Origin of the sequence: Vibrio sp. MOR3 (assembly GCF_001557775.1) — a bacterium.
Classification (GTDB): domain Bacteria; phylum Pseudomonadota; class Gammaproteobacteria; order Enterobacterales; family Vibrionaceae; genus Vibrio; species Vibrio jasicida.
The window spans coordinates 200,750-223,197 of the sequence record NZ_LNRD01000006.1 but is presented as its reverse complement, the minus strand read 5'-3'; the positions used below and the strand labels follow the sequence as shown (position 1 = coordinate 223,197).

Below are 22,448 nucleotides of genomic sequence, written 5' to 3'. Positions count from 1 at the left end.
CTATTGATACTTAATGATGGGTTGCTGTTTCTTTTGGGGCTTACACTTATGCCGAACTTAAGAAATAGGAACATCATCATGAAAGTAATCACGACATCAGTACTAGCAATGAGCTTATTGGCGGTTGGTTCAGCACAAGCATTTGAGTTAACCAGTAAAGATATCCAAGAAGGTCATCCTATGGCGAAGACCTTCGAATACAACAGCTGGGGCTGTAATGGTGGCAACCAATCTCCACAATTGATGTGGAAGGATGCGCCAACAGGAACAAAGAGCTTTGCAATCACGGCTTATGACCCTGATGCGCCTACTGGCAGTGGTTTCTGGCACTGGGTTGCGTTTAACATTCCAGTTTCAGTAAGCGAACTGCCACGCGCAGTGAACATTGAAAAATTGGGCGGTAAAGAGTCGCGTATTGACTACGGAACAGTTGGTTTTGGTGGCGTTTGCCCACCAGAAGCAGACGGCATGCACCGCTACCAATTTACGGTTTGGGCATTGCCAACAGAGAAACTAAACCTAGATGAAAACACACCAGCTGCTGTGGTTGGTTTTACGCTTAACAGCATGGCACTAGACAAAGCAAAACTGACGGCGACGTACACACGTTAAGCCGTAATAGATAGATGATAAAAAACGAGGGGAATAGATGATCCATCAATATCGAGTCACGTTGTTTCGTGCCGAGCAGTTACAGAAGCTGCGTAATGTGAAGATCCATTCCCCAAGTATTATTCAGATCATTACAGGCAGTAAGCGTTTTTTCTGGAAAGAATCGGCGCTGGATCTTTCCAATTCTGAGCTGCTGCTTTGTGAGGCTTCTGCATCGCTGAGTTTTGAGAACTTACCGCAAAAAGGTAAGTTTCTCTCTAGAATGTTTAGCTTCCATTGTTTGCCGTCAGAATCAATGCTTGAACTTAGCGCGAGCATTGATAGTGGTGAGGAAAAGCCAACATTAGAATCCGATAAAGCCTTGGAAGACACGCTCAATGCTCTGTTCTCGTTTGACCAACAAACCCTGAGTAAAGAGACCCAAACCTTCTGGGTAATGGGGTTGTATCAGCAACTTGCTGAGCGTGGTGTGTTGCATCGTTTGTTTGCGAGTGCGAATACAACATTCAGCCAGAAGCTGAGCCGTTATTTGTCGCATTCTCCGGGAGAGGAACACACTTTAGAGCTGGTGGCTGAGCGTTTTGCCATGAGCCGTGCGACCGTGATTCGCAAGCTCAAGCAAGAGGGTACTCAGTATCGGGAAGTGCTTGCAGAAGTTCGCTTAAATCATGCGCTGCACTTAATGCAAAACGGTCACTACAGCGTGGCGATGCTGGCGCAATTATGTGGATATCAATCTGAAGGGCGTTTTAGCCAGCGTTTTAAAGGTAAATTCGGCCTAACACCGAGTGATTACATCAAAACGGTGGTCGTCAATTAATGTGTCCTGAATAAAACTAAGCGCGTTTTACTGAGCTTAATGTGCTCGAAGACTTAGAATCCGCAATCGCAAGATCGGACAAGAGTTGTTGCAGTAGTTCCGCTGCATGAACGTTCGCGCGCACTTTGTCGACATCGGTCAAAGTTGTGCTGTCTTCCTCTTCTAGACACTTAATCGTCTGTTGTGAAAGCTTGAGAACAGCATGCCACTTCAGTTTTTTATATTCTAAATTCATTACTCAAACTCCTATATGAATTTCTAATTTAAAACATTGTTCAAAACTTTGAGTTAGCAAATTGGATTTTGTTGATCTCATCATGCCTAGCATGGAAAACAAAAAGCGCCCGTCGCTTTAACGACGGGCGCTTTCAAGTCACTATAACCTTTGGTTATTTGTAGTATTTCTTTTTCATTTTGAGCGCGACGTTCACCAAAGCAATCAATACAGGCACTTCGATCAGTGGACCAATGACACCAGCAAACGCTTGGTCTGAATTTAGGCCAAACACCGCGATAGAAACCGCAATTGCCAATTCAAAGTTGTTGCCTGTTGCCGTGAAAGCAATCGATGCGTTTTTGTCGTAGTCGATGCCCATTTTCTTACCGACGAAGAAGCTGACAAAGAACATCAACACAAAGTAGATAGCCAGTGGAATTGCCACACGGAATACATCCATTGGCAGTTCAAGAATCATTTCACCTTTCAAGCTGAACATCAGTACGATGGTCGCAAGCAGGGCGATAAGCGTAATTGGTGAAATGCGTGGGATGAACACGTCGTTGTACCATTGCTCACCTTTCGCAGCGACCAGCCATTTGCGGCTTAGGAAGCCCGCTAGGAATGGGATACCAAGGTAAATCAGAACACTTTCCGCGATGTCCATCATCGAGATATCAACCACGAAACCTTCGTAACCAAAGACTGGTGGCAACACCGTGATGAACAACCATGCCATCACACTGTAAGTCACAATTTGGAAAGCGCTGTTTAATGCAACTAGAGCTGCGCCGTATTCTTTGTTACCACCACCGATATCGTTCCATACCAGTACCATTGCAATGCAACGAGCAAGACCGATCAGAATGATACCGACCATGTAACCCGGATGATCACCTAGGAAAGTCAATGCAAGGATAAACATCAAAATAGGGCCGACAATCCAGTTCATGACCAAAGACAGCGTGATCGCTTTTTTGTCTTTCGTCACTGTACCTAGCAGGTTGTAGTTCACCTTTGCGAGTGGCGGGTACATCATCAAAATCAAACCAATCGCTAGCGGTACGTTTGTGCTACCAACTGACATTGACTCGTTCCACTCAGCTACTTGAGGGAATGCTGCGCCAATACCTACACCGATTGCCATTGCAACAAAAATCCACACCGTTAGGTAACGGTCCAAGAAGCTCATTTTGTCGCTGGCACTATTTAAAACTTGAGTAGTCATAGTGTTCTCTTATTCGTTTATCGTCGAAAGGCGATAGTTAAAGGTATAGTTTATCTCTGCACGCCTGACCAGCGTGCAAAGGGAATTAATCAAATAACTTGGAAAATCCTAGATTGAACTGATCAAACGCGTCGCGTTGAATGCGGTAACACACCTTAGGTGGGTTTGGCTCGGCGCTGATAAAGCCAGCTTGCTTTAGAATACGCAAGTGCTCGGAAACAGTAGATTGCGCAAGACCCAGTTCAGAAACCAAATCACTGTTCAAACAACCGCCCATGGTATCGAGCGTGTGCAGGATATGCAGAATGCGCAAACGTGCTGGATGTGACAAAGCTTTTGCTTGTGCTGCTAGAGTTTGTTCTTTCTCGAGCTGTTGTTGTGTTGTCTGAAAAACAACTTCGCACGTGTCGTTGCACTTATCACTCATTCGCTGGCCTTAATAGTTAATCGTCGAATTGCGATAGAGTGTACGCCTGCTCTGTGGAAGATGCAACAACTCGATGAAAAAATTAATCGGGAAATAACGATGAATAAAAAGCTGAAAGAATATATCTTTTAAAAACAGTGACATAGTAAAAAATCAAATAGGTTACTAAAAGTTAACTAATTGCACTATATTTCTAGGTTACCATAATAAACCACATCCGACGCACAATGGTTATTGCGTCATCTTGTGAACTTATTTAAAGGTAATCCCATGAGCAACGTACTGATCATCAACGCACACGAACCATCACCATACTCAGAAGGTCGTTTAAACGCTTCTCTTGTCGACAAAGCACAGACGCTTCTGCAAGCAAAAGGCCATGAGGTTCGCGTTGTGACAATGCAAGATGAGATCAACGTAGATGAGCAACTTGCACATTTTGAATGGGCTGATCGTGTGATCATCCAAAGCCCAATCAACTGGATGTCTGTGCCTTGGTCATTCAAAAAATACATGGACGACGTGTTTACTGCGGGTATGGGCGGCGCACTGTGTGCATTCGATGGCCGTAGCGCAGAAGAACCAAAGAAAAATTATGGTACAGGCGGTACTCAAACCAACAGCAAATACATGCTGTCACTGACATTCAACGCGCCAGAAGAATCGTTTGATGATGAGAACGAATACCTATTCCAAGGTAAAGGCGTGGACGATTTGATGTTCCACATGCACGCTAACTTCCGCTTCTTTGGTATGTCAGCACTGCCTACATTCGCTTGTTACGACGTGATGAAGAATGCAGATATCGAAAACGATTTTGTTCGTTTCGAAGCGCACATTAACGAAAACTTCTAATCCTTTTAGAAACATAGTGCGAACTGAATGATGGATTGAGATGGACTGCTGCATGCGGTCCATTTTTATTTGTTTGCGGCGAGGTGACGTTTTTATTACTCTAAAGCACTAAATGTATCTAGCTTACTTTTCGTTACCTAGATTAGGTGCGTATCTTGAGGTGTATTGTGGAAAGCAGAATCAGTGTAGATAGCAAAGGTCGTAAGTCAGTGGCGAACGTATGTGCAGAGCCATGTGCTATCGAGAAAGGGATGCGTCTAATTGGTGGTAAATGGAAAGGCTCTTTGATTTTTCATTTGAAAGACGGCCCAGTTCGCTTCAATGACTTAGCACGCATGCTAGGCGGCGCAAGCAAAAAGATGATTGACCAACGCCTTAAAGAGCTGGAAGCGGAAGGTATGGTGGTGCGCAAAGTGATCAGCGATCGCCCAATTGCAGTCAGCTATGAGCTAACAGAGTTCGGCCGTACCGCACTTAAGATTCTTGATGATTTGCGAATCTGGTCTGAGACTCACCAGATTGAGTTGCGTAAATAACGCGGTCTCTTGTATCTCATCATCGCTTAACGGTTTAAGCCAATAAAAATGCCAGCACATCGCTGGCATTTTTTATGTTTGATTGTTGTTTGGGACTGATTGGGCGTAATCCGCTTAGTAGTCCAACGTACCACGAATAGGGTAGTTGTTGTCTGGATTACGAATCCAAGCCAAACCACGTGATAGCGCGCCAAGCTCCGGTCGAACAAACGGGTTGTTTGAAATATCCACCACGTGCAAGTTGCCGTGTTCATTCACCACAAACAGACCTGGTTCTGCGAAGTTATGGTCAGTTTCTTGCTCTGAACGAGGCAGTGAAATGTACAGACCCAATGTTTTCATTTGTTCTTCAGTTAGGCCGTAAGCAATCGGGAAGCTGATTTCGAGTTTCTCTAGATGTCCCTCAAGCTGTTCTTTTGAATCGCCAGAAACCGCAAGAATATCAACGCCTGCTTCTGCAAAAGCTTGCTTGTAGCCCTCTAACTCATTGAGGTATTTGGTACAAAGAGGACAGTGTTTACCACGATAAACGAATACGGCTTGCCAAGTCGCATCACCTTGCGGCTGACCTAACGTCACGCTTGAACCATCTAGCAAGGTTGCTTGAAGAGAAGGGAAGCTGTCGCCCGCTTTAAGTTTCACTGAAGTTGCCATAATGACTCCCGAATTGGTGGTATATATCCATGGATGCCCCTTCTCAATAAAAGCGATTGTGTAGGGGGTGAGACTTCAATGTAGACCCAGTTTTACGGCATTTCAACTAGTTAACTTTTGGTAACCTAGATAATGAATGGCAAGAAAAAGAAACAGTTAGAAGAGGAAAGCAGAACTTAAAGATACAACGAAGTGGGGGTGTAGTATCAGGAGCTAAGTTCTGCTTAAGGTTCGTTTACCAGTTGAAGAAATCGTTCATTGTTACCAGAGCCATTACTTCAAGCTTGTTGTCCGAATGCGCAACGCGCTCTCGGAAATAGGTTGCCATCGTAGGCATGTCTTTCGCTGATCGAAATCGGAATCGCATAGTGTTTCCTCCTTGTTGCTGACAGGGTCAGTATGCGAAGAAAAGAGGAGCTGAAAAAGAGAGTAGATTTCTGTGGTTTATTCCTAGTTAGCCCCAGAAGGTGCGCTAACTCACCGATTTTTGTGTTAGTGGGGGAAAAAAGGGGAACAAAGTGTTTGGAAGTTTTCTTATTTTCTCTCGGATAAGTTGAGTAAAATAAACCTATATCCACTTTTTGAGGGCGCGCGGTGTCTGATCTCAACTTGTTCCGCTACTACCAACGACTCACTCCCTTTGGCGTGGGGAGTGAAGCCAAAACCACATTGCAGGAAGTCGCTGACTTGTTGTTCACTTCTCCTCGCCATGCACGCAGCTTACTGTCGCAAATGCAGGAGCAAGCATGGTTGAGTTGGCTGCCAAAAGCGGGACGAAATCAGCGTTCAACGTTATTGCTGAACATCGAGTTGAGTGCGTTAAAAGAAAGCCTCGCACTGGAGCGAATCAAACTGGGTAAATACGAAAAAGCGTTGGCGATTCTCGATGAAGATGAAGCGGCGTTTGGACGTTTGCTCAAAACGACTTCAGGAGCGTCTGTTCAAGAAGGTCGACTCAACATTCAGCTCACCTACAAACGTATGTTTGAGCGTATTGTTCCTCATCAACTGCATCGAAGCAGTGAGCGCTTCTTCTTGCGTCAAATCTACTGTTGTTTGGTATCCAGTGACTACAACGGAGTGGTGAAGCCAGAACTTGCTCATCATTGGCGTTATGACGAGAAAAGTTTCGAATGGACCTTTTACCTGCGCCCAGGCTTAACTTTTCACAATGGCGCACCGATTGATGCCGATACCGTTGTTAGCCTGTTTGCCAAACTCAGTTCTCTTGAGTTGTATGAGAAAGAGCTAGCTCATGTCGATAACATTACCGCGCCAAACCCACTTAAGGTCGTGTTTACCCTCAGTAAGCCAGATTTGGGTTTTGCTGGGCTTATTTCTGGCGTGAAGTACGGCATCCAACCCGTTAGCCAAGTGAACGTTGCCAATAACAATTTGGTCGTTGGCAGTGGTCCTTTCTCTGTGATTGAACACAGTGCTCATCGATTGAAACTGCAAGCTTTTGACGGCTATTACGCGTGTCGAGTACTGACCGACATGGTGACGATCTGGATCGTTAATGATGAGAAAATGGAGAACCCATCTCTAGCCGCGAATACACCGCCTAAGCAGGTAGAAAAAGCAGACGACGAGCTTGCCGACAGCATGTGCGGGCATTACATGTCGACACAAGATGCAGAAACGGCTCCGGCTAGTCAGCACAGTCGCACCGAGGACGGTTGCTTGTTTGCCTTATTTAATCAACATGCCAAGTATCCTCTGTCTCAAGCGCAGCGTCGTTATATCGCCGAGTTGATTCAACCGGAGCGACTTGCTGATGTGATGCGCAAAGAAAAGATCGTGTTTGGAAGTGTGCCTGCTTACAACATGTTGCCAACGTGGAAGCCCGTACTAAGACCGTTTGGTGAAGAAAGCAAACTGCCTAAACATATCACCATCGCAGGATACAACTACACAGCATTGAGACGGTGTGCGCGTGCAATTGCTAACCTACTTGAAGGGACGGGAAGCAAAGTCGGCATTGTGATGTATTCCTACCGAGAGCTAAGCGAAAAAGCCAAAAACGGCACGCTAGATGAAACCTTGGTGGTGACGAACATCAACTTAGATGACAACCGTCATGCATCGGCGTTTACCAACTTCTTTAGCAATACCGTGTTGCACCACACTTTGGGTGAAGAGAATGCGACTTGGTTGGATGAGCAATTAGAGAAAGTGCGCGCGTATACCTCGCTAGAAGGTTACCTCAAAGCGCTTGAACCTATTGCTTCCACACTCGTCAGCGAATACTGGATTGCACCTATGTTCCACCATACGCAAACTTTGCGCTTCCATGGTGTATTGGAAGATGTTGCTTTAACCAACTGGGGTTGGCCAGATATTCGCTCGGTGTGGTCAGCGGATTAACTGTCTTACTTATTTAGCAAAGTGCTGTTTCACGAATTCAATGAAGGCTTTGGTTTTCGCCGATTGATAGATGAGTTGCGGATACACCAAGTAAACCGCGTTGTGCTGGTGGTCAGTTTCTTCCGACAGAACCTGCACTAGACGGCCGTGTTCAACGTCTTGCTCGACAAAGTAACTTGCTAATCGTGCAACGCCATTGCCAGACAGGGCTGATTCTTTAAGTAAGCGGTTTTCATTGGTAGAAAGCCAACCTTGGGTTTGAACTGTTCCCGTTTTTAAAGGCCATTCTTTTTGATGCAGTGTGGTTAAGCATTGATGCTGTTTTAAATCCACTAACGTCTCCGGTGAGCCTTTTTCTTGCAGATACTGAGGAGAAGCAACCAGCCAGTGATAGTAGTCCAAAAGGTGATGCGCAATCATATTCTCGGGTGGCGTTCATGTCGCTCGAAACGCAAAGTCGACGCTGGTTTCTGTCAGATTAAACGCTTGATAGCTAGAAAGGATCTCGAACTCTACGTTTGGATGTAGAGCGCGAAACGCTACGCATAAATCATGCAGCACCGCTTCAGCAAACATCTTGGGAGCGGTAAGTCGAATCAGACCGTCTATTTGCTCAGATTGCTGACTTAAACTCTTTTCCATTTCCATTACGCGGCGTTTGAGATCTTCCGCTTGTGCAAAGATCGATTCACCTTCTGCCGTTAGTCTCACGCTGCGTGTGGTTCGAACAATCAAAGGCGTAGCGAGTTCCGATTCCAATCGCTTGATTTGTTCTGACAGGTAACTTTTAGAAATGCCAAGTTGCTCCGCTGCCCTAGAAAAGTTGAGTGTTTGAGCCACTTCGGCAAACAGCATCAGTTTTTCAATTCTTTTGTAATCTGCCATCTCGATTGTTCGTCTTTATTGTTCGCTTTAATTGTTCGGTAGCGAGGATAATGAATTCAATTTTACGGTATTAAACTAATTTTTACGAACGGTAAGATGGTTCGAGTTAACTTAAGAAATTGAAAATGCAGAAATCGGAAAAGTGAGAACAACGATGAACAATCCAACACTACCGCTCGCCAAAACCTTACCTAACGTTAGCCGCTTGGTCTTCGGCTGCATGGGGCTAGGAGGGGAGTGGAATCGCAACCCATTAACCGCCCAAGATGAAAACCAAGCTTATGCCGCTGTAGAGGCAGCATTAGAGGTTGGCATCAATCTCTTTGATCATGCTGATATCTACAAATTCGGTAAGGCAGAAGAAGTATTTGGGCGCATCTTAGCCAATGACTCAATGTTACGAGAACGAATTTATCTGCAATCCAAGTGCGGCATCCGTCTAGGAGATGAGCAAGGTGTTAAGCAGTATGACTTCTCTGCTAAATGGGTGACGGCTTCTGTTGAGGGCATTCTTGAGCGCCTTGGCGTGGAGAATCTTGATGTTTTGATGCTGCATCGTCCTGATCTTTTGGTTGAATTTGAAGAACTAGGCACAGCGCTACAAGCCCTGAAACAAGCTGGCAAAGTTAACCACTTCGGTGTTTCTAACATGAACAGTGCTCAAATTGATCTTCTCCAACAAGCAACGGGCGAAGTTGTTGTGGCGAACCAGTTGGAAATGAGTCTGGCTAAGTCTGACTTCATCAAGCAGGGCATGGGCCTTCCTTCGTCTGCATCTGACTACGTTGCGGGAACACTGGAACATGCCCGTAGGCACAATATCCAACTGCAAGCGTGGGGCAGTATGGCGCAGGGAAGATTCTCAGAGCGTGGCTTACATTCTGATTATCACAATACTAGACAGGCAGCGGAGATGGTGATGGCGCTAGCAGCTGAATATGGCGTGTCGTCTGAGGCGATTGTTTTAGCCTTCTTGACGCGTCATCCAAACCAAATTCAGCCTGTTATTGGTACTGCAAACCCACAGCGTATTCGCGCTTGTGCTCAAGTAGAGAACGCCACGCTATCACGCAGTCATTGGTATGGATTGTTCGAGAAAACCCTTGGTCATGAGATCCCGTAGGAGAGAAAAATGAAATACGTACAAGTTCAAACTCTGATTCAAACGGCATTGGAAATTGCTGCTGCTCGTAAGCAAAACATTGCGGTTGCTGTGGTTGATACACATGGTGAGTTGCTCGGTTTTGCCCGAATGGATGATGTGAGCGTGCAAGCAGGTTTGTTGGCACAAAATAAAGCCTACACCTCGGCTAGAGACCGTCAGCCTAGTGGCAATCTGGGCGCTTGGGCTCGTGAGACGGGTAAGCAGTTGAGTTATTGGACTGACCCAAAGATCACAGGCTTTATGGGCGGTGTACCTGTAGAACAAGAGGGGAAAGTCGTCGGTGCAATTGGCATCAGTGGGTTGGCAGAGCAAGACGATGAAGCGCTTGCGATGGAAGTATTAAAAGCGCTGTAAACAAAAAATCCCACCAATGCTCTTCGCTAGACATTGGTGGGGATGGTCAAAATGATGGAGTTGACCACGAATATCAACGGTAAATGCCTGCTCGTCTTCGAAAAGCGTCATCGAAGTGGAGCGTGACAAGGTGGTTATTGCTGACCACTGACAAAATCAGCGCAAACCTAGGTTAGGAGCGTGCTTACTGGATAACAGAAAGCCACTATCCAATAAGCTGTCAGTTCATTTTGCCAATCAGTTAAAGGCGCGAGCTAAGGTTCCGTGACCTTGGCAAGCGTACTTTACTGAGTTGCTGCAGACGAATACCGATTCACCCGCTTTCAAAGTGATGTGATCGTCTTGGCTAGAAACCGAGATTTCCCCTTCGATACAAAACAAAATCTCTGCGCTACGTACGAATTGAGTCGTTGCTGTACCTTCAACTGCCATCACTTCAAAACCGAAATCATCCACCGGAATTGGGTAACTAAGCTTGCCTTGTTTATGTACGGGCGCGAGCTTGATTTGTTCTGGGTCAATCGCATTGAAGATGGTGTTGTCGATAAGCTCAGGAACATCGATGTACTTAGGTGTTAAGCCAGCGCGCAGCACGTTGTCTGAGTTCGCCATGATCTCCAAACCTGTCCCTTGAACATATGCGTGCGGCGTTTCTGCATGGAGGAACATCGCTTCGCCCGGAGCGAGTTCAATCGTGTTCAACATCAATGGTGAAAACAGACCAATATCGTCCGCGTAATGCTGACGGAAGTCTTGAATATAACCGTAAGCTTCTCGTGCCATAGCGGTTTTCGTAGGGCGCTCTAGGCTTGCGTATAGCTCATTCAAAGCCTGCTGTTTGCGCTCGCCTTCTAACGACATAATTGCTGAGAAGAACACTTTAAGACCTTCACTGTTTGGTGTGGCTTTCAGTGCGTTGATTTCTGTCTCTAGAGTAGAGATGTTCGCTTGCTCAAACAGAGATAAGATCTGTTCAATTGGGCGGAAGCCGTTCATCGCTTTGTAAAACGTCAGCGCGTAAACCAACTCTGGTTTGTGGTTTGGATCTTTGTAGTTACGGTTTGCAGCATTCAGCGGGATGCCTTGTTCGTTTTCACGAGCGAAGCCCATTTCCGCTTTGTGCTTACTAGGGTGTACTTGGATAGACAGCGGTGTTTCAGCCGCCAATACTTTGAATAGGAATGGCAGTTCACCAAAACGTGCCGCGGTGTAATCACCCAGCGATTGCGTTTTGTTTTGGTTGATGACTTCTGACAGCAGTTGTTTGGTGTCGGCAAGCTTTGAACAACCGTTTGGATGAGCACCCATCCAGATTTCTGCTTGTGGCTCGTTCGCTGGATTGTCGATGCCGAATAAATCATGGATCGAGGTGTGGCTGCCCCAGGCGTAGTTTTGAATTACATTGTCCAGTTTGAATAGAGCGTGTTGCATGGCGATATTCTCTTGATTGGAACGAAAGAAGAGGAGAGGCTTGCTCCACGATGAGAGCAAGCCTGAGTCGGTTTGGACGGGCTATCTAGTCGATGGCCTTATCCCGAGAATCGGATTAGAACTTCACTTGGAAAGACTTAACCTGACACGGTTTCAGCGTGCCGAACGATGCTGTGTCTACCTCGTTTGGTAGCACTTTCTCGTCTAGCTGTGTTTCTTTCCATGACGTTACTGCAGAAGTAAATGCCACGGTGTCGTTAATCACTTCGCTCTCTGATGGGTTGTAGACGCGCAGGATGAGTGCATCCTCGTCTTCCGCCTTCTTCAGTACGCTCAGTACTGCGCCTTCTAGCGATTTGTTTAGCAAGCTGTGCGTTAGCGGTAAATTTTGCTCGCCTACGTTCAGTTTCATCGCGTTGTAAGGGATCTTGTTGTAGCACTGGATTGGAGTCACGTTGTCACGCGCTGCCGCCATTACGTTTGCGTCGATGTGGTTGCCCGTGAAACCAAATAGTGCGAACTCACAAACGATCTTGCCGCGTACTTGTGAATCTGGCGTCGGGATCTTGATACCAGATGGACGACCCGGACGAAGCAACAACTCTTCTTTACCCAATACGCCGATACCACGCAGAAGGGTTAGGGCGAATGTGTCACGCTCTTCATTGCCTTGGCTTGAAATCACTTCAAACTCACGCAGACCGTTGCTCATTAGCGCCATACCACCTTGTGCGTTCTCAACCGCAGCAAAGTTCATTAGCTGGTAAACCGGCACTGGTGCTTCTTTCCAGCCGTCTGCTTCCCAGTTCGCCATTTCTGGATCGTTCGTTGGGCGAGTGATCAAACCGAACTGGTTGTCTGCTACTACGGTTTCAGACACAAACGGCGTTGGTACTAATACGCGAACGCGGTGGTCGTCAGCTTGGTTATCCAGCTCCATACGAACTTCAATACGGCGTGTACCTTGTTTTAGAACCACTTGGCAGTTCACGTCTAGGTAACCGTTTTGACCTGTGCGCTCTTCACGTTGTTGTAGATCCTCAGGCAAGTTCATGCGCAGCTTGATGGTTGCCACAGATTGGAAACCTTCGTGCTTCACATTCACTTCTGCGTCGAATTCGTCTGAGTACAGTAGCCACTCTTTACGAGAAGGTGAGTAGTCGTATTCGTCGCCATCGTCAGAGCCATCTTCAATGCGCAGCGCTTGTTCGTAAAGGTGCTCTGTCTCTTTGTCGAAGATGTTCAGAGTGCCATTCGCGTTTACGTTGATGCGGTAGAATTCATTCTCCAGCAGGCTATTTTCATATGAGAAAGCTTTCTGCTCAGCCACTTTTTGCGTGCCTTTCTCATTCGCTTGAATGTGTAAGGTAGTGAAGCCCATCGCTGGCACAGTGTGCTTGATTTGAATATCGTATTCGATGAACGGGTCGTAGTTACCGTAGTGAACGATTTGACGGTCAATCTTACCTGGGTCGATCACGCGTTGATCTTGGATGAAGTACTCAACTGGCGTGTCGTTTTCATCAAACAGGTTGAACTGTTCTGCACGGATAGTTATGGTGGTGTTTACCACTTCTTCACGAGCGTATGGCGATAGGTTGAATAGTGCTAGCTTGTCGCAACCTTCGCGTGCTGGCATGTGGTCAACAATCTTACGTTTGTAGAAGTTGATCAGGTTAGTCGCCATATCGTCCGCAAGGATGTAACGGTTCAAGATCTCTGCGTGTACCTTGTCTGAACAGCAGCAGCCAATCGAGTCGTGAGCGTGGTTCTTCATGCTCTCTTTCCACATCTTCTCGATTAGACCGTGGTGGTATTCAAAGCCCAGTGTCCATGCGATAGACGCTAATGGCTCAAGAATGTTTACGATCTTGTTCTCTACTTCTGCGTGGATCAGTTTGATGTCCATACGTGTTGAAGAAATAGTACGGTGAACACGCATGTATTTCCCGTCGTTGAACTCGCCTTTGATGGTATCAAGCTGATCGCGCTCGGCTTCAATACGCTCGAACACTTCTTCAAAGCGGCTCATTTTGAATTCTTTGTCTGGGTAGATTTCACGTAGCTTATCCATCACCTCGAAGATGTCTTTTTGGATAGGCATTTGGTCGTGACCGTTTGGTAGTAAGATGTCTTTGGTTACCGACGGCTTTTCTAGCACTGGGAAGTATTTATCTAGACGTGCGCGCAGACCTTCTTCGTCTTGCGGTAGGTATTTACCAATCGCGTAGCCCAGTGGCAGTACTTGCGCAGAGACTTCGCTGCCATCGTTTGATTGCCACAAGAATTCGGTTTTATCTGTGCCGTGACGCTCTGAACAACCACGCCAGAACATAGCGCGATTGATGCCAAAACCTTTGTAGATAGCTGGCAGCTGAGCGCTCATAGAGAATGAATCTGGTAGGTAACCAATCTTCATTGGCTCACCTAGAGCTAGACAGTCGCGCAATCCGTAAAGCATGTTACGTACGATAGATTCACCAGATACTTGCATTGTATCCGTTTGAGAGTACCAAGGGCCAACAATCAGTTTGCCAGCTTGTGCTAGCTCACGTACGCGCTCTTTGTTTTCTGGCTTGATTGCGAAGTAATCTTCCAGAACTGCGGTTTGACCGTCTAGAACGTAGTATTTGTAGTCTGGATCGTTTTCCAGACGAGTCATGATTTCTTCCATGTTGTTCACTAGTAGAATGCGAGACTCTTCTGTAGTGAAGTACCATTCACGATCCCAGTGCATGTGAGGAGTAATATGAACGCGAGATGTAGTCATAACTTTTACCGTCTTAGGCAATAATTGCCGTTAATTTGTTTTAAATTTGATTGTTTTCTATTCGTTTTTGCGGCGTTTATGCTTGCCGACGAATATTTAGGGCGCAGAAATCCCACGCCCAAAGTTTGTGTTGAGCGAATCTATGAATGATTCGGGTTATGGCTGAGCAGCAGCCTCAGTGACAAATTTGCCCTTTTTTACTGCGTGTGCTCGCCACATGATGAGAGTGATGGTCGAGATAGTTGCACCAATCAGCGCAGCGCCAAACCAGATTGCCGCAGCAGTGAATGCGCCTAGACCTGCATCGTGTAGTAGGAAGATTGAGAAGATACCTGCACCTGGAGTCGATAGACCTACGCCAGCAGCACCTACCATTGCACCTGTTACGACAGAACCAAGTAAGAACGAGCCAATAACGCGGATTGGGTCTTCGATAGCCATCGGAATCGCACCTTCAGTGATGCCCGCTAGACCAAGCAACCAAGTTGATTTACCCGTCTCGATTTCGAAATCTTTAAACAGGCGAGGTGCAAGCATGGTTGAAGCCGTTACCGTGAACGCAGAGACCATTTTCACTGAGCCGAAGATAGCGTATGGGCCGTAAACACCGTTTGCCATTGCACCCAGACAGAATGCGTAAGCGGCTTTGTTGACTGGACCGCCAAGGTCGAACGATACGAATAAACCAATTACTGCGCCTAGAAGTAGGGCGTTGGTGCCAGACATGCCGTTTAGCCAGTCCGTCAAACCTTGGTTTAGCCAAGCAACAGGTTTACCGATAACGAACAGCATCAATGAGCCAGCAACCAAAGTACCGATAACCGGGTATAGGTAGAAGGTTAGGAAGCCGTTGAACGCAGGGTTTAAACGTACGTTTTCTTTTACCCAGCGCATGACGTAACCAGCAATCAAACCACCGACAACACCGCCAAGGAAGCCTGAGCCGATAAGGTTCGCAGCGATACCTGCGGCAAAGCCTGGACCAAGCGCTGGTTTATCTGCCAATGAGTAAGCGGTGTATGCTGCTAGTACAGGAACCATCAATGTACCCAGTAGACCACCACCTAGCTTGCGGTACATCCACAGCCAAGAGCCTTCTTCTGCATACAAATCTTGTAGGTTGAACATTTGTGCCAATAGCACGGCAACAGCAAGTACGGTACCGCCAGCAACGATAAGAGGAACTGCGTAAGAGATACCTGATAGCAGTGCTTGTTTTAGTTCAGTTTTAAGTGGTAGCTTTTTCGGTTTGTCGTTGGTTGCAACTGCAGCGTCTGCGCTTCGACCTGCTTTACCTGCTTCAACCGCTTCGTTAAGAATGCGCTCAGAGTGTTTGATTGGCTCTGCTACTGGCACTTCTACACGAGGAATACCGTCAAAACGCTCTAACTCTTTGATTGCCACTTCAGCCGCGAAGACGACCGCAGTTGCACTGTTGAGCTGTTCAGCAGTCAGACGATCTTCAATCCCGTTTGCGCCTTGCTTTTCAACATGCACGTTGTAACCCAGCTTCTTACCTGTCTTCTCTAGGTATTCTGCTGCCATGTAAGTGTGCGCAATACCCGCAGGGCAAGCCGTCACACAAACGATGGTTGGTGCATTTGTATCTAATTGGTCTTGTTTTTCTTCTTGCTCTGCTTGACCATCAAGCAAAGCGAAAATTTGTTCTACATTTGTAGCATTTAACACTGCTTCACGAACATCGTCATCCACTAGCGTTGTGGTCAGTTCGGTCAGCAGGTGCATGTGTGTTGAACCTGCTTCCGCGTTTGGAATTGCGATTAGGAAGATCAGGTTTACGTCTTCGTCTTCATCCAGACCTTGCCACTTTAAGTCTTGTTTTAGTGTGGCTACGGCAAATGCCGCCTCTTTTACTGCATCTGTCTTACCGTGCGGTACTGCCAAGCCTTCGCCTAGCGCCGTCGGGCCTTGCTCTTCACGAGCAAACACTGCTTGTAGGTATTCTTCCTTGTTATGCAGTTTGCCTTGCTGGTCTAGCTGGTCGGCAAGTGCACGAATCGCTGCGTCACGACTTTCGAACGTCGTTTGTAGGTTTATCAGCGATGGGTTTGTAAGAGAGGTTAATTTCATAACTTTTGTCCCATTGTCACATTCGACATTGTTGTGCATTCAACAATGATGTGAATAATACCTTTTAAATACAAATGATCCGTGACCAGGATCGCAGTTGAATTAAAATATGTATTATTGTTGTATTGTTTTGGCTTGTTTTTGTATGCCGATATGCGAACAAGTGCTTGTCATGTTGACCTGAATTCGTATTATAGAGCCCATAAACCAAGTCTTTCTTGCAATGATAGTTCACTCCAGTGTGCTCGGTTCTTGAGTTGTCTCAAACAAGTTCACTTGAATGGTCATTTGTATTGTTTTTATAGAGGTAAACATGGCAAGACTGCCAATGTATCGCCAGATTGCGGATGCGATTCGCGAGAAGATCAGCGATGGCGAATACAAAGTAGGAACCGCTCTTCCTACCGAAGCTCAGTTACGCGAAGAATTTTCTTGTAGCCGAGTCACGGTTCGCCAAGCGTTAAAATTGCTGATTGAAAATGGTGAACTGGAGAGTGTGCAAGGTAGTGGTACCTATGTGAAAGAGAACAAGGTTAACTACGATATTTACCAGCAGACCAGCTTTGCAGAGAAGTGGGCGCACCTAAATGCAGTGACGCACAGTGATGTGGTCGCGTTCGAGATTACCAAAGCATCGCTCACGATGGCTGATGCGCTGAACATTAATGAAGATGACAAAGTCTTTTACGTGAAACGTGTTCGTTACCTTGATGACAACCCAATCACGGTAGAAGAAACTTGGCTGCCGACAGACATGTTCCCAGACCTCACCTACCAAGTGATGCAAGGTTCTAAGTACCACTTTATCGAGAAAGAGAAGGGCATGGTGATTGATCGCAGTGAGCAAGAAATCATCCCGGTATTGCCACCGCAAGACATTGCAGAGTTGCTAGATATTGATCCGGCCGAGCCGATCATTGAAAAGCGCACGCGTGGTTTCTTACAAGGAGATGTGGTGTTTGAATATAGCCGCAACTACTTTAAATCGACTGACTACAAGTTTACGCTGGTGGCAAAACGTCATAAGTCGTAAGCGCGATACTACGCATTTCATTTTAAACCCGCCACTCGGCGGGTTTTTTGTGTCTTTTCTCTTCCGACCTTCTGCTTGCTATATGTTGAAACTAAGCAACGTTTCGATTTCTTTTAACAAACAAGTGTGATGATTATCCCTGTTTGAAACTCACTAGTGCCGAATTAGTGGAAAATGAAGTTTGAATTTAATCACGATAAATAGCGAGTCAAGAGTCGTAATGTGATCGAGATAAATTATTGCGAATTTCTAGAAATGTTTGGATAGGTGCGGAGGTTCAAATTATGCCTATTGACATGTTGCTTAAAGAAAATTTGTTGCTAACTTTCTTTGTCTATTTTTGAGCTACGTCCATTAAAACAAATTGACAGCCATTTAATTGTGATTTGTTGCACAAAAGAAGCGTGCTTGCGCGGTTCTACTACTCTTATTGATAATTAACCCATCGATACCGAACTGTTGATAGGGTTTAAAAATGCTGTATGAATTAATCGACCACGAACTAGTAGATGTTATTAATGACCGCGCTTACCAATGGCAAGATGCAGTTAAAAAGACAACGCAATACCTAGAAGACAAAGGTTACGTTTCTCAGCAATACGCGGATGCCATCATCCAATCGACCGAAGAAAATGGTCCTTACTATGTGTTGTGCCCTGGACTGGCGATGCCACATGCTCGCCCAGAAACCGGTGTCCTAAAAACGGGCTTGGGCATTCATATTTTCCCTTCACCAGTTGATTTTGGTTCGGACCTTGGTCCTGCCAACATTCTAATTACCCTAGCTGCAAAAGACTCTGATACCCACATTGAGGTGATTCAAGCGCTGAGCGAGATGTTTGTGGACGAAGAGAACATTGCAAAACTGGCACAAGCTTCATCTAAGGAACAAGTGCTAGACATAATAAAAGCATACTAAAAGGAACATAACGTGAAAGCAAACATGCGAGCCAATGTGCAAGCCTTCGGGGGTCATTTGACCGCCATGGTGCTGCCAAATATCGGAGCCTTCATCGCTTGGGGCTTTATTACTGCACTCTTTATCCCAACAGGTTGGATGCCAAACGAAGCGTTTGGGGAACTCGTTGGTCCAATGATTACTTACTTATTACCACTGTTGATTGGTTATACCGGCGGTCAGATTGTTGGTGATAAACGCGGCGCGGTAGCCGGCGCCATCGGTACCATGGGTGTTATCGTTGGTGCGGACATCCCAATGTTCGTTGGCGCGATGATCATGGGCCCACTCAGTGCTTGGGTTGTGGTACAAATGGATAAGCGAATCCAACACCTTATTCCTTCTGGCTTTGAGATGGTGGTGAACAACTTTTCACTAGGTATTGTGGGCATGATCCTGTGTCTGTTCGCCTACGAGATTGTTGGTCCTGCAGTAACAGCGGCAAACTTGTTTGTGAAATCAGGCATCGAAGCCTTGGTGGCAACGGGATTCCTTCCTCTGCTCGCTATCATTAACGAGCCTGCGAAAGTGCTGTTCCTCAACAACGCTATCGACCAAGGTATTTATTACCCACTAGGTCTGCAGGCGGCAGCTGAAACAGGTAAATCTATCTTCTTTATGGTGGCATCTAACCCAGGTCCGGGTCTTGGTATGCTGCTGGCTTATGCGAAGTTTGGTCAAGGTCTGTCTAAACGCTCTGCGCCAAGTGCCATCATCATTCACTTCTTCGGTGGTATTCATGAGCTGTACTTCCCGTACGTGTTAATGAAGCCAATCATGATCTTGGCGATGATTGCGGGTGCAGCGACAGGTATCGCAACCTTCAACCTACTTGATGCAGGTTTGGTAGCAGGTCCAAGTCCAGGTTCAATCTTCTCTTACCTAGCACTGACTCCGAAAGGCAGCTTCCTAGCGACCATCGCAGGCGTCACAACTGCAACGATTGTTTCCTTCCTTGTCGCAAGTGCGATTCTGAAGATGAGCAAAGCAGAAGACAAAGAAGACGAGTTTGAACAGTCTGTCTCTGATATGAAAGACATGAAAGCAGAAGGCACAATCAAACCAGTTGCTGCTGCAACACAAGAAGTAAACAAACTAATTTCATTTGTCGCATTCGCTTGTGATGCGGGTATGGGCTCAAGCGCGATGGGGGCTTCAACCTTCAAACGCAAGTTAGTTCAAGCTGGGATTGATATTGAAGTGAAGAACTTCGCCATCGAAAAAGTCCCAAGTGAAGCCGACATCGTCGTGACACACGAAAGCTTAGAAAGTCGAGCCATCAAAGCAACAGGCTTGCCAGTGGTAACGATTAAGAACTTCCTCAATGACCCAGCGCTCAATGAGCTGATGGATACGATTAAGCAACAAGCGGTCGCGACTGAGCAACCAGCCTAACAATGCAATATGGGGTGGCACCTACCACCCCATTTAGGAGAGAGATCATGGTACAAACAACGGCAGCGGTTATCTGTGGCGAGAAAGACGTTCAACTAAGAACCTTTGATTTGCCAAGCATTTCAGCCGATGAACTTCTGGTTAAAAACATTTCAAACAGCATTTGCCTGTCCACTTACAAAGCAGCATTGTTGGGTAGCAAACACAAACGCGTACCTGAGAACATTGATGAAGTGCCAGTGATGACGGGTCATGAATACGCAGGTGTGATTGTTGAAGTCGGTGAGAACCTAAAAGACCAATACAAAGCAGGCGATTACTTTGTACTGCAACCAGCAATGGGTTTGCCTAGTGGTTACTCGGCGGGTTACAGCTACGAAACCTTTGGTGGCAACGCAACGTATTCCATCATTCCTAAAATCGCTATCGATTTAGGCTGTGTGCTGCCTTACCACGGTGACTACTTTGCAGATGCGTCTTTGGCTGAGCCAATGTCATGCATCATCGGTGCTTACCATGCGAGTTACCACACTACGCAATACGTGTACGAGCACGATATGGGCATCAAAGAGGGCGGAGCATTAGCGCTACTTGCATGTGCTGGCCCAATGGGCATTGGCGCGATTGACTACGCGATTAACGGACCTGTGAAGCCAAAACTGATTGTGGTGACAGACATCGACGCTGCGCGCTTAGACCGAGCAGAGTGCTTAATCCCGGTTGAAAAAGCAAAAGAACAAGGCGTTGAACTGCATTACGTGAACACCGCTCAAGTTGATGATCCTGTGACTTATCTGAAAGCGCTGAACGATGGCAAAGGCTACGACGATGTGATGGTGTATGCAGCGGTATCGCAAGTGCTAGAGCAAGCTGATGAGCTGTTGGGTAACGATGGCTGCTTAAACTTCTTCGCAGGCCCTACCGATAAAAAATTCAAAGTACCGTTTAACTTCTACAACGTGCATTACGAATCAACGCACATTGTTGGCACATCTGGTGGCTCGACTGGCGACATGGTTGAATCTATCGACTTGTCTTCACAAGGTAAGATCAATCCATCGTTCATGATCACCCACGTTGGTGGTCTGCAAGCTGCGCCACATACGATTCTGAATCAACTGGATATTCCGGGTGGTAAGAAGTTGATTTACCCACACATCGACCTGCCATTGACCGCGATTGATGATTTCTTATCGTTGGCAGACCAAGACCCGTTCTTCGCCGAATTAGACGCAATTTTGAACGCGAATAACTATGTGTGGAACGCACATGCAGAAAAAGCGTTACTTGAGTTTTATGACGTGAGCTTAACGGTTTAGTTGCAACGAATTTGTGTGGTAGCCTTTGCGCTGCCACATAATGGAGAGGTCATAATACGTTGTCACGTGAAGACGAATTACTGGAGAAACTGGACGAGTGCGAAAATGCCACGGCGTTTCTTCAGGTTTCTAACAAAATAATTAACCTCAAGTTAAAAGCATTACTTCCGAGCGTGTTCGTCCAAGACGATCTAGTGAAGGAGTATGCTGTGGATCCTTTATTGAAAGAAGATGGTCCGTTGGTGACGACCGATGTGGTATCGAAGCTGATGTTTGCGATGGGCAAAATCTCTTTGGAAACTTACGCCGATATCGGATTGTACGATCAGGTCTTGGAGTACGTGGTTAGCCAACCGGAGAAAGTCGAATTTGCGGATGACGTAATTTACGACTTCATCAAAAACCAAGCGGTACTCTCTTCTCAGCAAGACAGCTTTTATCTTGAGTCGATCAATCAGCTTAAGTTCTCTTCGTTTGAGTCCTTTTCGCAAATGAGATATGAATCTCTCATCAAAACAGTGTTGAAGCTGTCATGTGAAATGTTGATAGAAAGAATCGAAGGGGAGATCAATCAATAAGGGTTCACCATGAAAGTGAATTTAAACGTCAGTGGTTTTGAAACCGAAGCTACCTTTCCCGATGCCGACGTAAAGCGAATCCATCAACCTCTTATCGAAAAATTTACCCGTCTTTATCATGAGAAGCAGGAACGCATTGTTGTGTTCTTGTGTGCCCCTCCGGGCAGCGGTAAGTCGACCCTAGCTGCGTTCTGGGAACACCTCTCTGAACAAGATGAAAACCAAGAGCCACTTCAGGTTCTGCCTTTTGATGGTTTTCATTACCCGAACGAAATCCTCGACAGCAACACCATTGAACGTAATGGTGAAATTGTTCCTCTGCGCAGCATTAAAGGCTCTTACGAGACGTTCAATCTCACCGAGCTTATCGACAAGCTGAAACAGCTTAAAGTGAAAGACAGCAAATGGCCTTACTACGATCGCAACCTGCATGATCCAGTTGATGATGCCATTCAAGTTAACCGCAATATTGTCGTCGTCGAGGGCAACTGGTTGTTGCTAGATGAACCGGTATGGAAAGAACTGCATCGCTTGGCTGATTTTACGGTGTTTATTGATACCCAAGCGGAGTTTCTACAAGAGCGTTTAGTCAATCGTAAGATCCGTGGTGGTACAGATCCAGAAGCCGCCTTGGAGTTCTACTTGCGTTCGGATGCGGTCAACGTTGATAAAGTGTTGAATCATTCGATTCCTGCTGACTTATCGTTGTTCCTCAATCAAAACGGTTCGTTCGAAATTCGATAGTTCGTCCAC

21 protein-coding genes and 1 pseudogene are annotated in these 22,448 nt (G+C 46.2%); 13 read left to right on the top strand and 9 right to left on the bottom strand.

Features of this window, described 5'->3' with window-relative positions:
- The first annotated feature begins 78 nt into the window (after window positions 1-78).
- Both ATB76_RS14345 and ATB76_RS14340 read left to right on the top strand, forming a co-directional pair.
- Window positions 79-612 (top strand): YbhB/YbcL family Raf kinase inhibitor-like protein, encoded by a 534-nt coding sequence (locus ATB76_RS14345; protein ID WP_061035541.1) that lies wholly within the window; start codon window positions 79-81, stop codon window positions 610-612.
- A gap of 37 nt (window positions 613-649) precedes the next feature.
- Window positions 650-1,432 (top strand): helix-turn-helix transcriptional regulator, encoded by a 783-nt coding sequence (locus tag ATB76_RS14340; protein WP_061035540.1) that lies wholly within the window; start codon window positions 650-652, stop codon window positions 1,430-1,432.
- A 16-nt stretch (window positions 1,433-1,448) separates the two neighbouring features.
- On the opposite strand, the gene ATB76_RS14335 is transcribed toward ATB76_RS14340, so the two are convergent.
- The 3 genes from ATB76_RS14335 to ATB76_RS14325 form a co-directional block, all read right to left on the bottom strand.
- Complete coding sequence (locus ATB76_RS14335; RefSeq protein WP_038875496.1) at window positions 1,449-1,667, bottom strand: hypothetical protein; 219 nt, start codon at window positions 1,665-1,667, stop codon at window positions 1,449-1,451.
- A gap of 154 nt (window positions 1,668-1,821) precedes the next feature.
- The gene (gene arsB, locus ATB76_RS14330) at window positions 1,822-2,877 is read right to left on the bottom strand and encodes an ACR3 family arsenite efflux transporter (protein WP_005435488.1); all 1,056 of its coding nucleotides are present in this window, start codon (window positions 2,875-2,877) and stop codon (window positions 1,822-1,824) included.
- Window positions 2,878-2,962: 85 nt separating this feature from the next.
- Entirely contained in the window at window positions 2,963-3,304 is a 342-nt protein-coding gene (locus ATB76_RS14325; protein ID WP_009706198.1) for a winged helix-turn-helix domain-containing protein, read from the bottom strand.
- 270 nt (window positions 3,305-3,574) lie between these two features.
- On the opposite strand from ATB76_RS14325, the gene ATB76_RS14320 reads away from it, so the two are divergent.
- Together ATB76_RS14320 and ATB76_RS14315 are read left to right on the top strand one after the other, a co-directional pair.
- Complete coding sequence (locus tag ATB76_RS14320; RefSeq protein WP_005375454.1) at window positions 3,575-4,159, top strand: NAD(P)H-dependent oxidoreductase; 585 nt, start codon at window positions 3,575-3,577, stop codon at window positions 4,157-4,159.
- A gap of 167 nt (window positions 4,160-4,326) precedes the next feature.
- Complete coding sequence (locus ATB76_RS14315; RefSeq protein WP_005435493.1) at window positions 4,327-4,695, top strand: helix-turn-helix domain-containing protein; 369 nt, start codon at window positions 4,327-4,329, stop codon at window positions 4,693-4,695.
- Window positions 4,696-4,809: 114 nt separating this feature from the next.
- On the opposite strand, the gene ATB76_RS14310 is transcribed toward ATB76_RS14315, so the two are convergent.
- Together ATB76_RS14310 and ATB76_RS28815 are read right to left on the bottom strand one after the other, a co-directional pair.
- Window positions 4,810-5,349, bottom strand: a complete 540-nt coding sequence (locus tag ATB76_RS14310; protein WP_005435499.1) for a peroxiredoxin family protein — start codon at window positions 5,347-5,349, stop codon at window positions 4,810-4,812.
- Window positions 5,350-5,584: 235 nt separating this feature from the next.
- Window positions 5,585-5,716: a hypothetical protein gene (locus ATB76_RS28815; protein ID WP_258070517.1), complete on the bottom strand. Its 132-nt coding sequence runs from the start codon at window positions 5,714-5,716 to the stop codon at window positions 5,585-5,587.
- Between the two features lie 227 nt (window positions 5,717-5,943).
- Here ATB76_RS28815 and ATB76_RS14305 point away from each other — a divergent pair, with 227 nt between their 5' ends.
- Entirely contained in the window at window positions 5,944-7,716 is a 1,773-nt protein-coding gene (locus ATB76_RS14305; protein WP_061035539.1) for an SgrR family transcriptional regulator, read from the top strand.
- A gap of 9 nt (window positions 7,717-7,725) precedes the next feature.
- Here the strand turns inward: ATB76_RS14305 and ATB76_RS14300 are convergent.
- Window positions 7,726-8,601, bottom strand: a pseudogene (locus ATB76_RS14300) (LysR family transcriptional regulator).
- A gap of 154 nt (window positions 8,602-8,755) precedes the next feature.
- On the opposite strand from ATB76_RS14300, the gene ATB76_RS14295 reads away from it, so the two are divergent.
- Window positions 8,756-9,724, top strand: a complete 969-nt coding sequence (locus tag ATB76_RS14295) for an aldo/keto reductase (RefSeq protein ID WP_061035538.1) — start codon at window positions 8,756-8,758, stop codon at window positions 9,722-9,724.
- 9 nt (window positions 9,725-9,733) lie between these two features.
- Window positions 9,734-10,120: a heme-binding protein gene (locus ATB76_RS14290; protein WP_009706192.1), complete on the top strand. Its 387-nt coding sequence runs from the start codon at window positions 9,734-9,736 to the stop codon at window positions 10,118-10,120.
- Window positions 10,121-10,357: 237 nt separating this feature from the next.
- Here the strand turns inward: ATB76_RS14290 and manA are convergent, their stop codons facing one another.
- From manA to mngA, 3 genes are all read right to left on the bottom strand, one after another.
- Entirely contained in the window at window positions 10,358-11,551 is a 1,194-nt protein-coding gene (gene manA, locus ATB76_RS14285; protein WP_061035537.1) for a mannose-6-phosphate isomerase, class I, read from the bottom strand.
- A 115-nt stretch (window positions 11,552-11,666) separates the two neighbouring features.
- The gene (mngB, locus tag ATB76_RS14280; RefSeq protein ID WP_061035536.1) at window positions 11,667-14,321 is read right to left on the bottom strand and encodes a mannosylglycerate hydrolase; all 2,655 of its coding nucleotides are present in this window, start codon (window positions 14,319-14,321) and stop codon (window positions 11,667-11,669) included.
- Window positions 14,322-14,477: 156 nt separating this feature from the next.
- Complete coding sequence (gene mngA / locus ATB76_RS14275; RefSeq protein WP_038875518.1) at window positions 14,478-16,412, bottom strand: PTS 2-O-a-mannosyl-D-glycerate transporter subunit IIABC; 1,935 nt, start codon at window positions 16,410-16,412, stop codon at window positions 14,478-14,480.
- 313 nt (window positions 16,413-16,725) lie between these two features.
- Here mngA and ATB76_RS14270 point away from each other — a divergent pair, with 313 nt between their 5' ends.
- The 6 genes from ATB76_RS14270 (at window position 16,726) to ATB76_RS14245 (ending at window position 22,439) form a co-directional block, all read left to right on the top strand.
- Window positions 16,726-17,445 (top strand): GntR family transcriptional regulator, encoded by a 720-nt coding sequence (locus ATB76_RS14270; protein WP_020194774.1) that lies wholly within the window; start codon window positions 16,726-16,728, stop codon window positions 17,443-17,445.
- A gap of 475 nt (window positions 17,446-17,920) precedes the next feature.
- Window positions 17,921-18,364: a PTS sugar transporter subunit IIA gene (locus ATB76_RS14265; protein ID WP_005425097.1), complete on the top strand. Its 444-nt coding sequence runs from the start codon at window positions 17,921-17,923 to the stop codon at window positions 18,362-18,364.
- Between the two features lie 12 nt (window positions 18,365-18,376).
- On the top strand, window positions 18,377-19,798 hold the full coding sequence (locus tag ATB76_RS14260) for a PTS mannitol transporter subunit IICB (RefSeq protein ID WP_104030020.1): 1,422 nt from the start codon (window positions 18,377-18,379) through the stop codon (window positions 19,796-19,798).
- A 47-nt stretch (window positions 19,799-19,845) separates the two neighbouring features.
- On the top strand, window positions 19,846-21,117 hold the full coding sequence (locus ATB76_RS14255; RefSeq protein ID WP_045372536.1) for a zinc-binding dehydrogenase: 1,272 nt from the start codon (window positions 19,846-19,848) through the stop codon (window positions 21,115-21,117).
- Window positions 21,118-21,176: 59 nt separating this feature from the next.
- On the top strand, window positions 21,177-21,695 hold the full coding sequence (locus ATB76_RS14250; RefSeq protein ID WP_005435522.1) for an MltR family transcriptional regulator: 519 nt from the start codon (window positions 21,177-21,179) through the stop codon (window positions 21,693-21,695).
- 9 nt (window positions 21,696-21,704) lie between these two features.
- Entirely contained in the window at window positions 21,705-22,439 is a 735-nt protein-coding gene (locus tag ATB76_RS14245; RefSeq protein WP_005435524.1) for a nucleoside/nucleotide kinase family protein, read from the top strand.
- The last annotated feature ends 9 nt before the right edge of the window (window positions 22,440-22,448 follow it).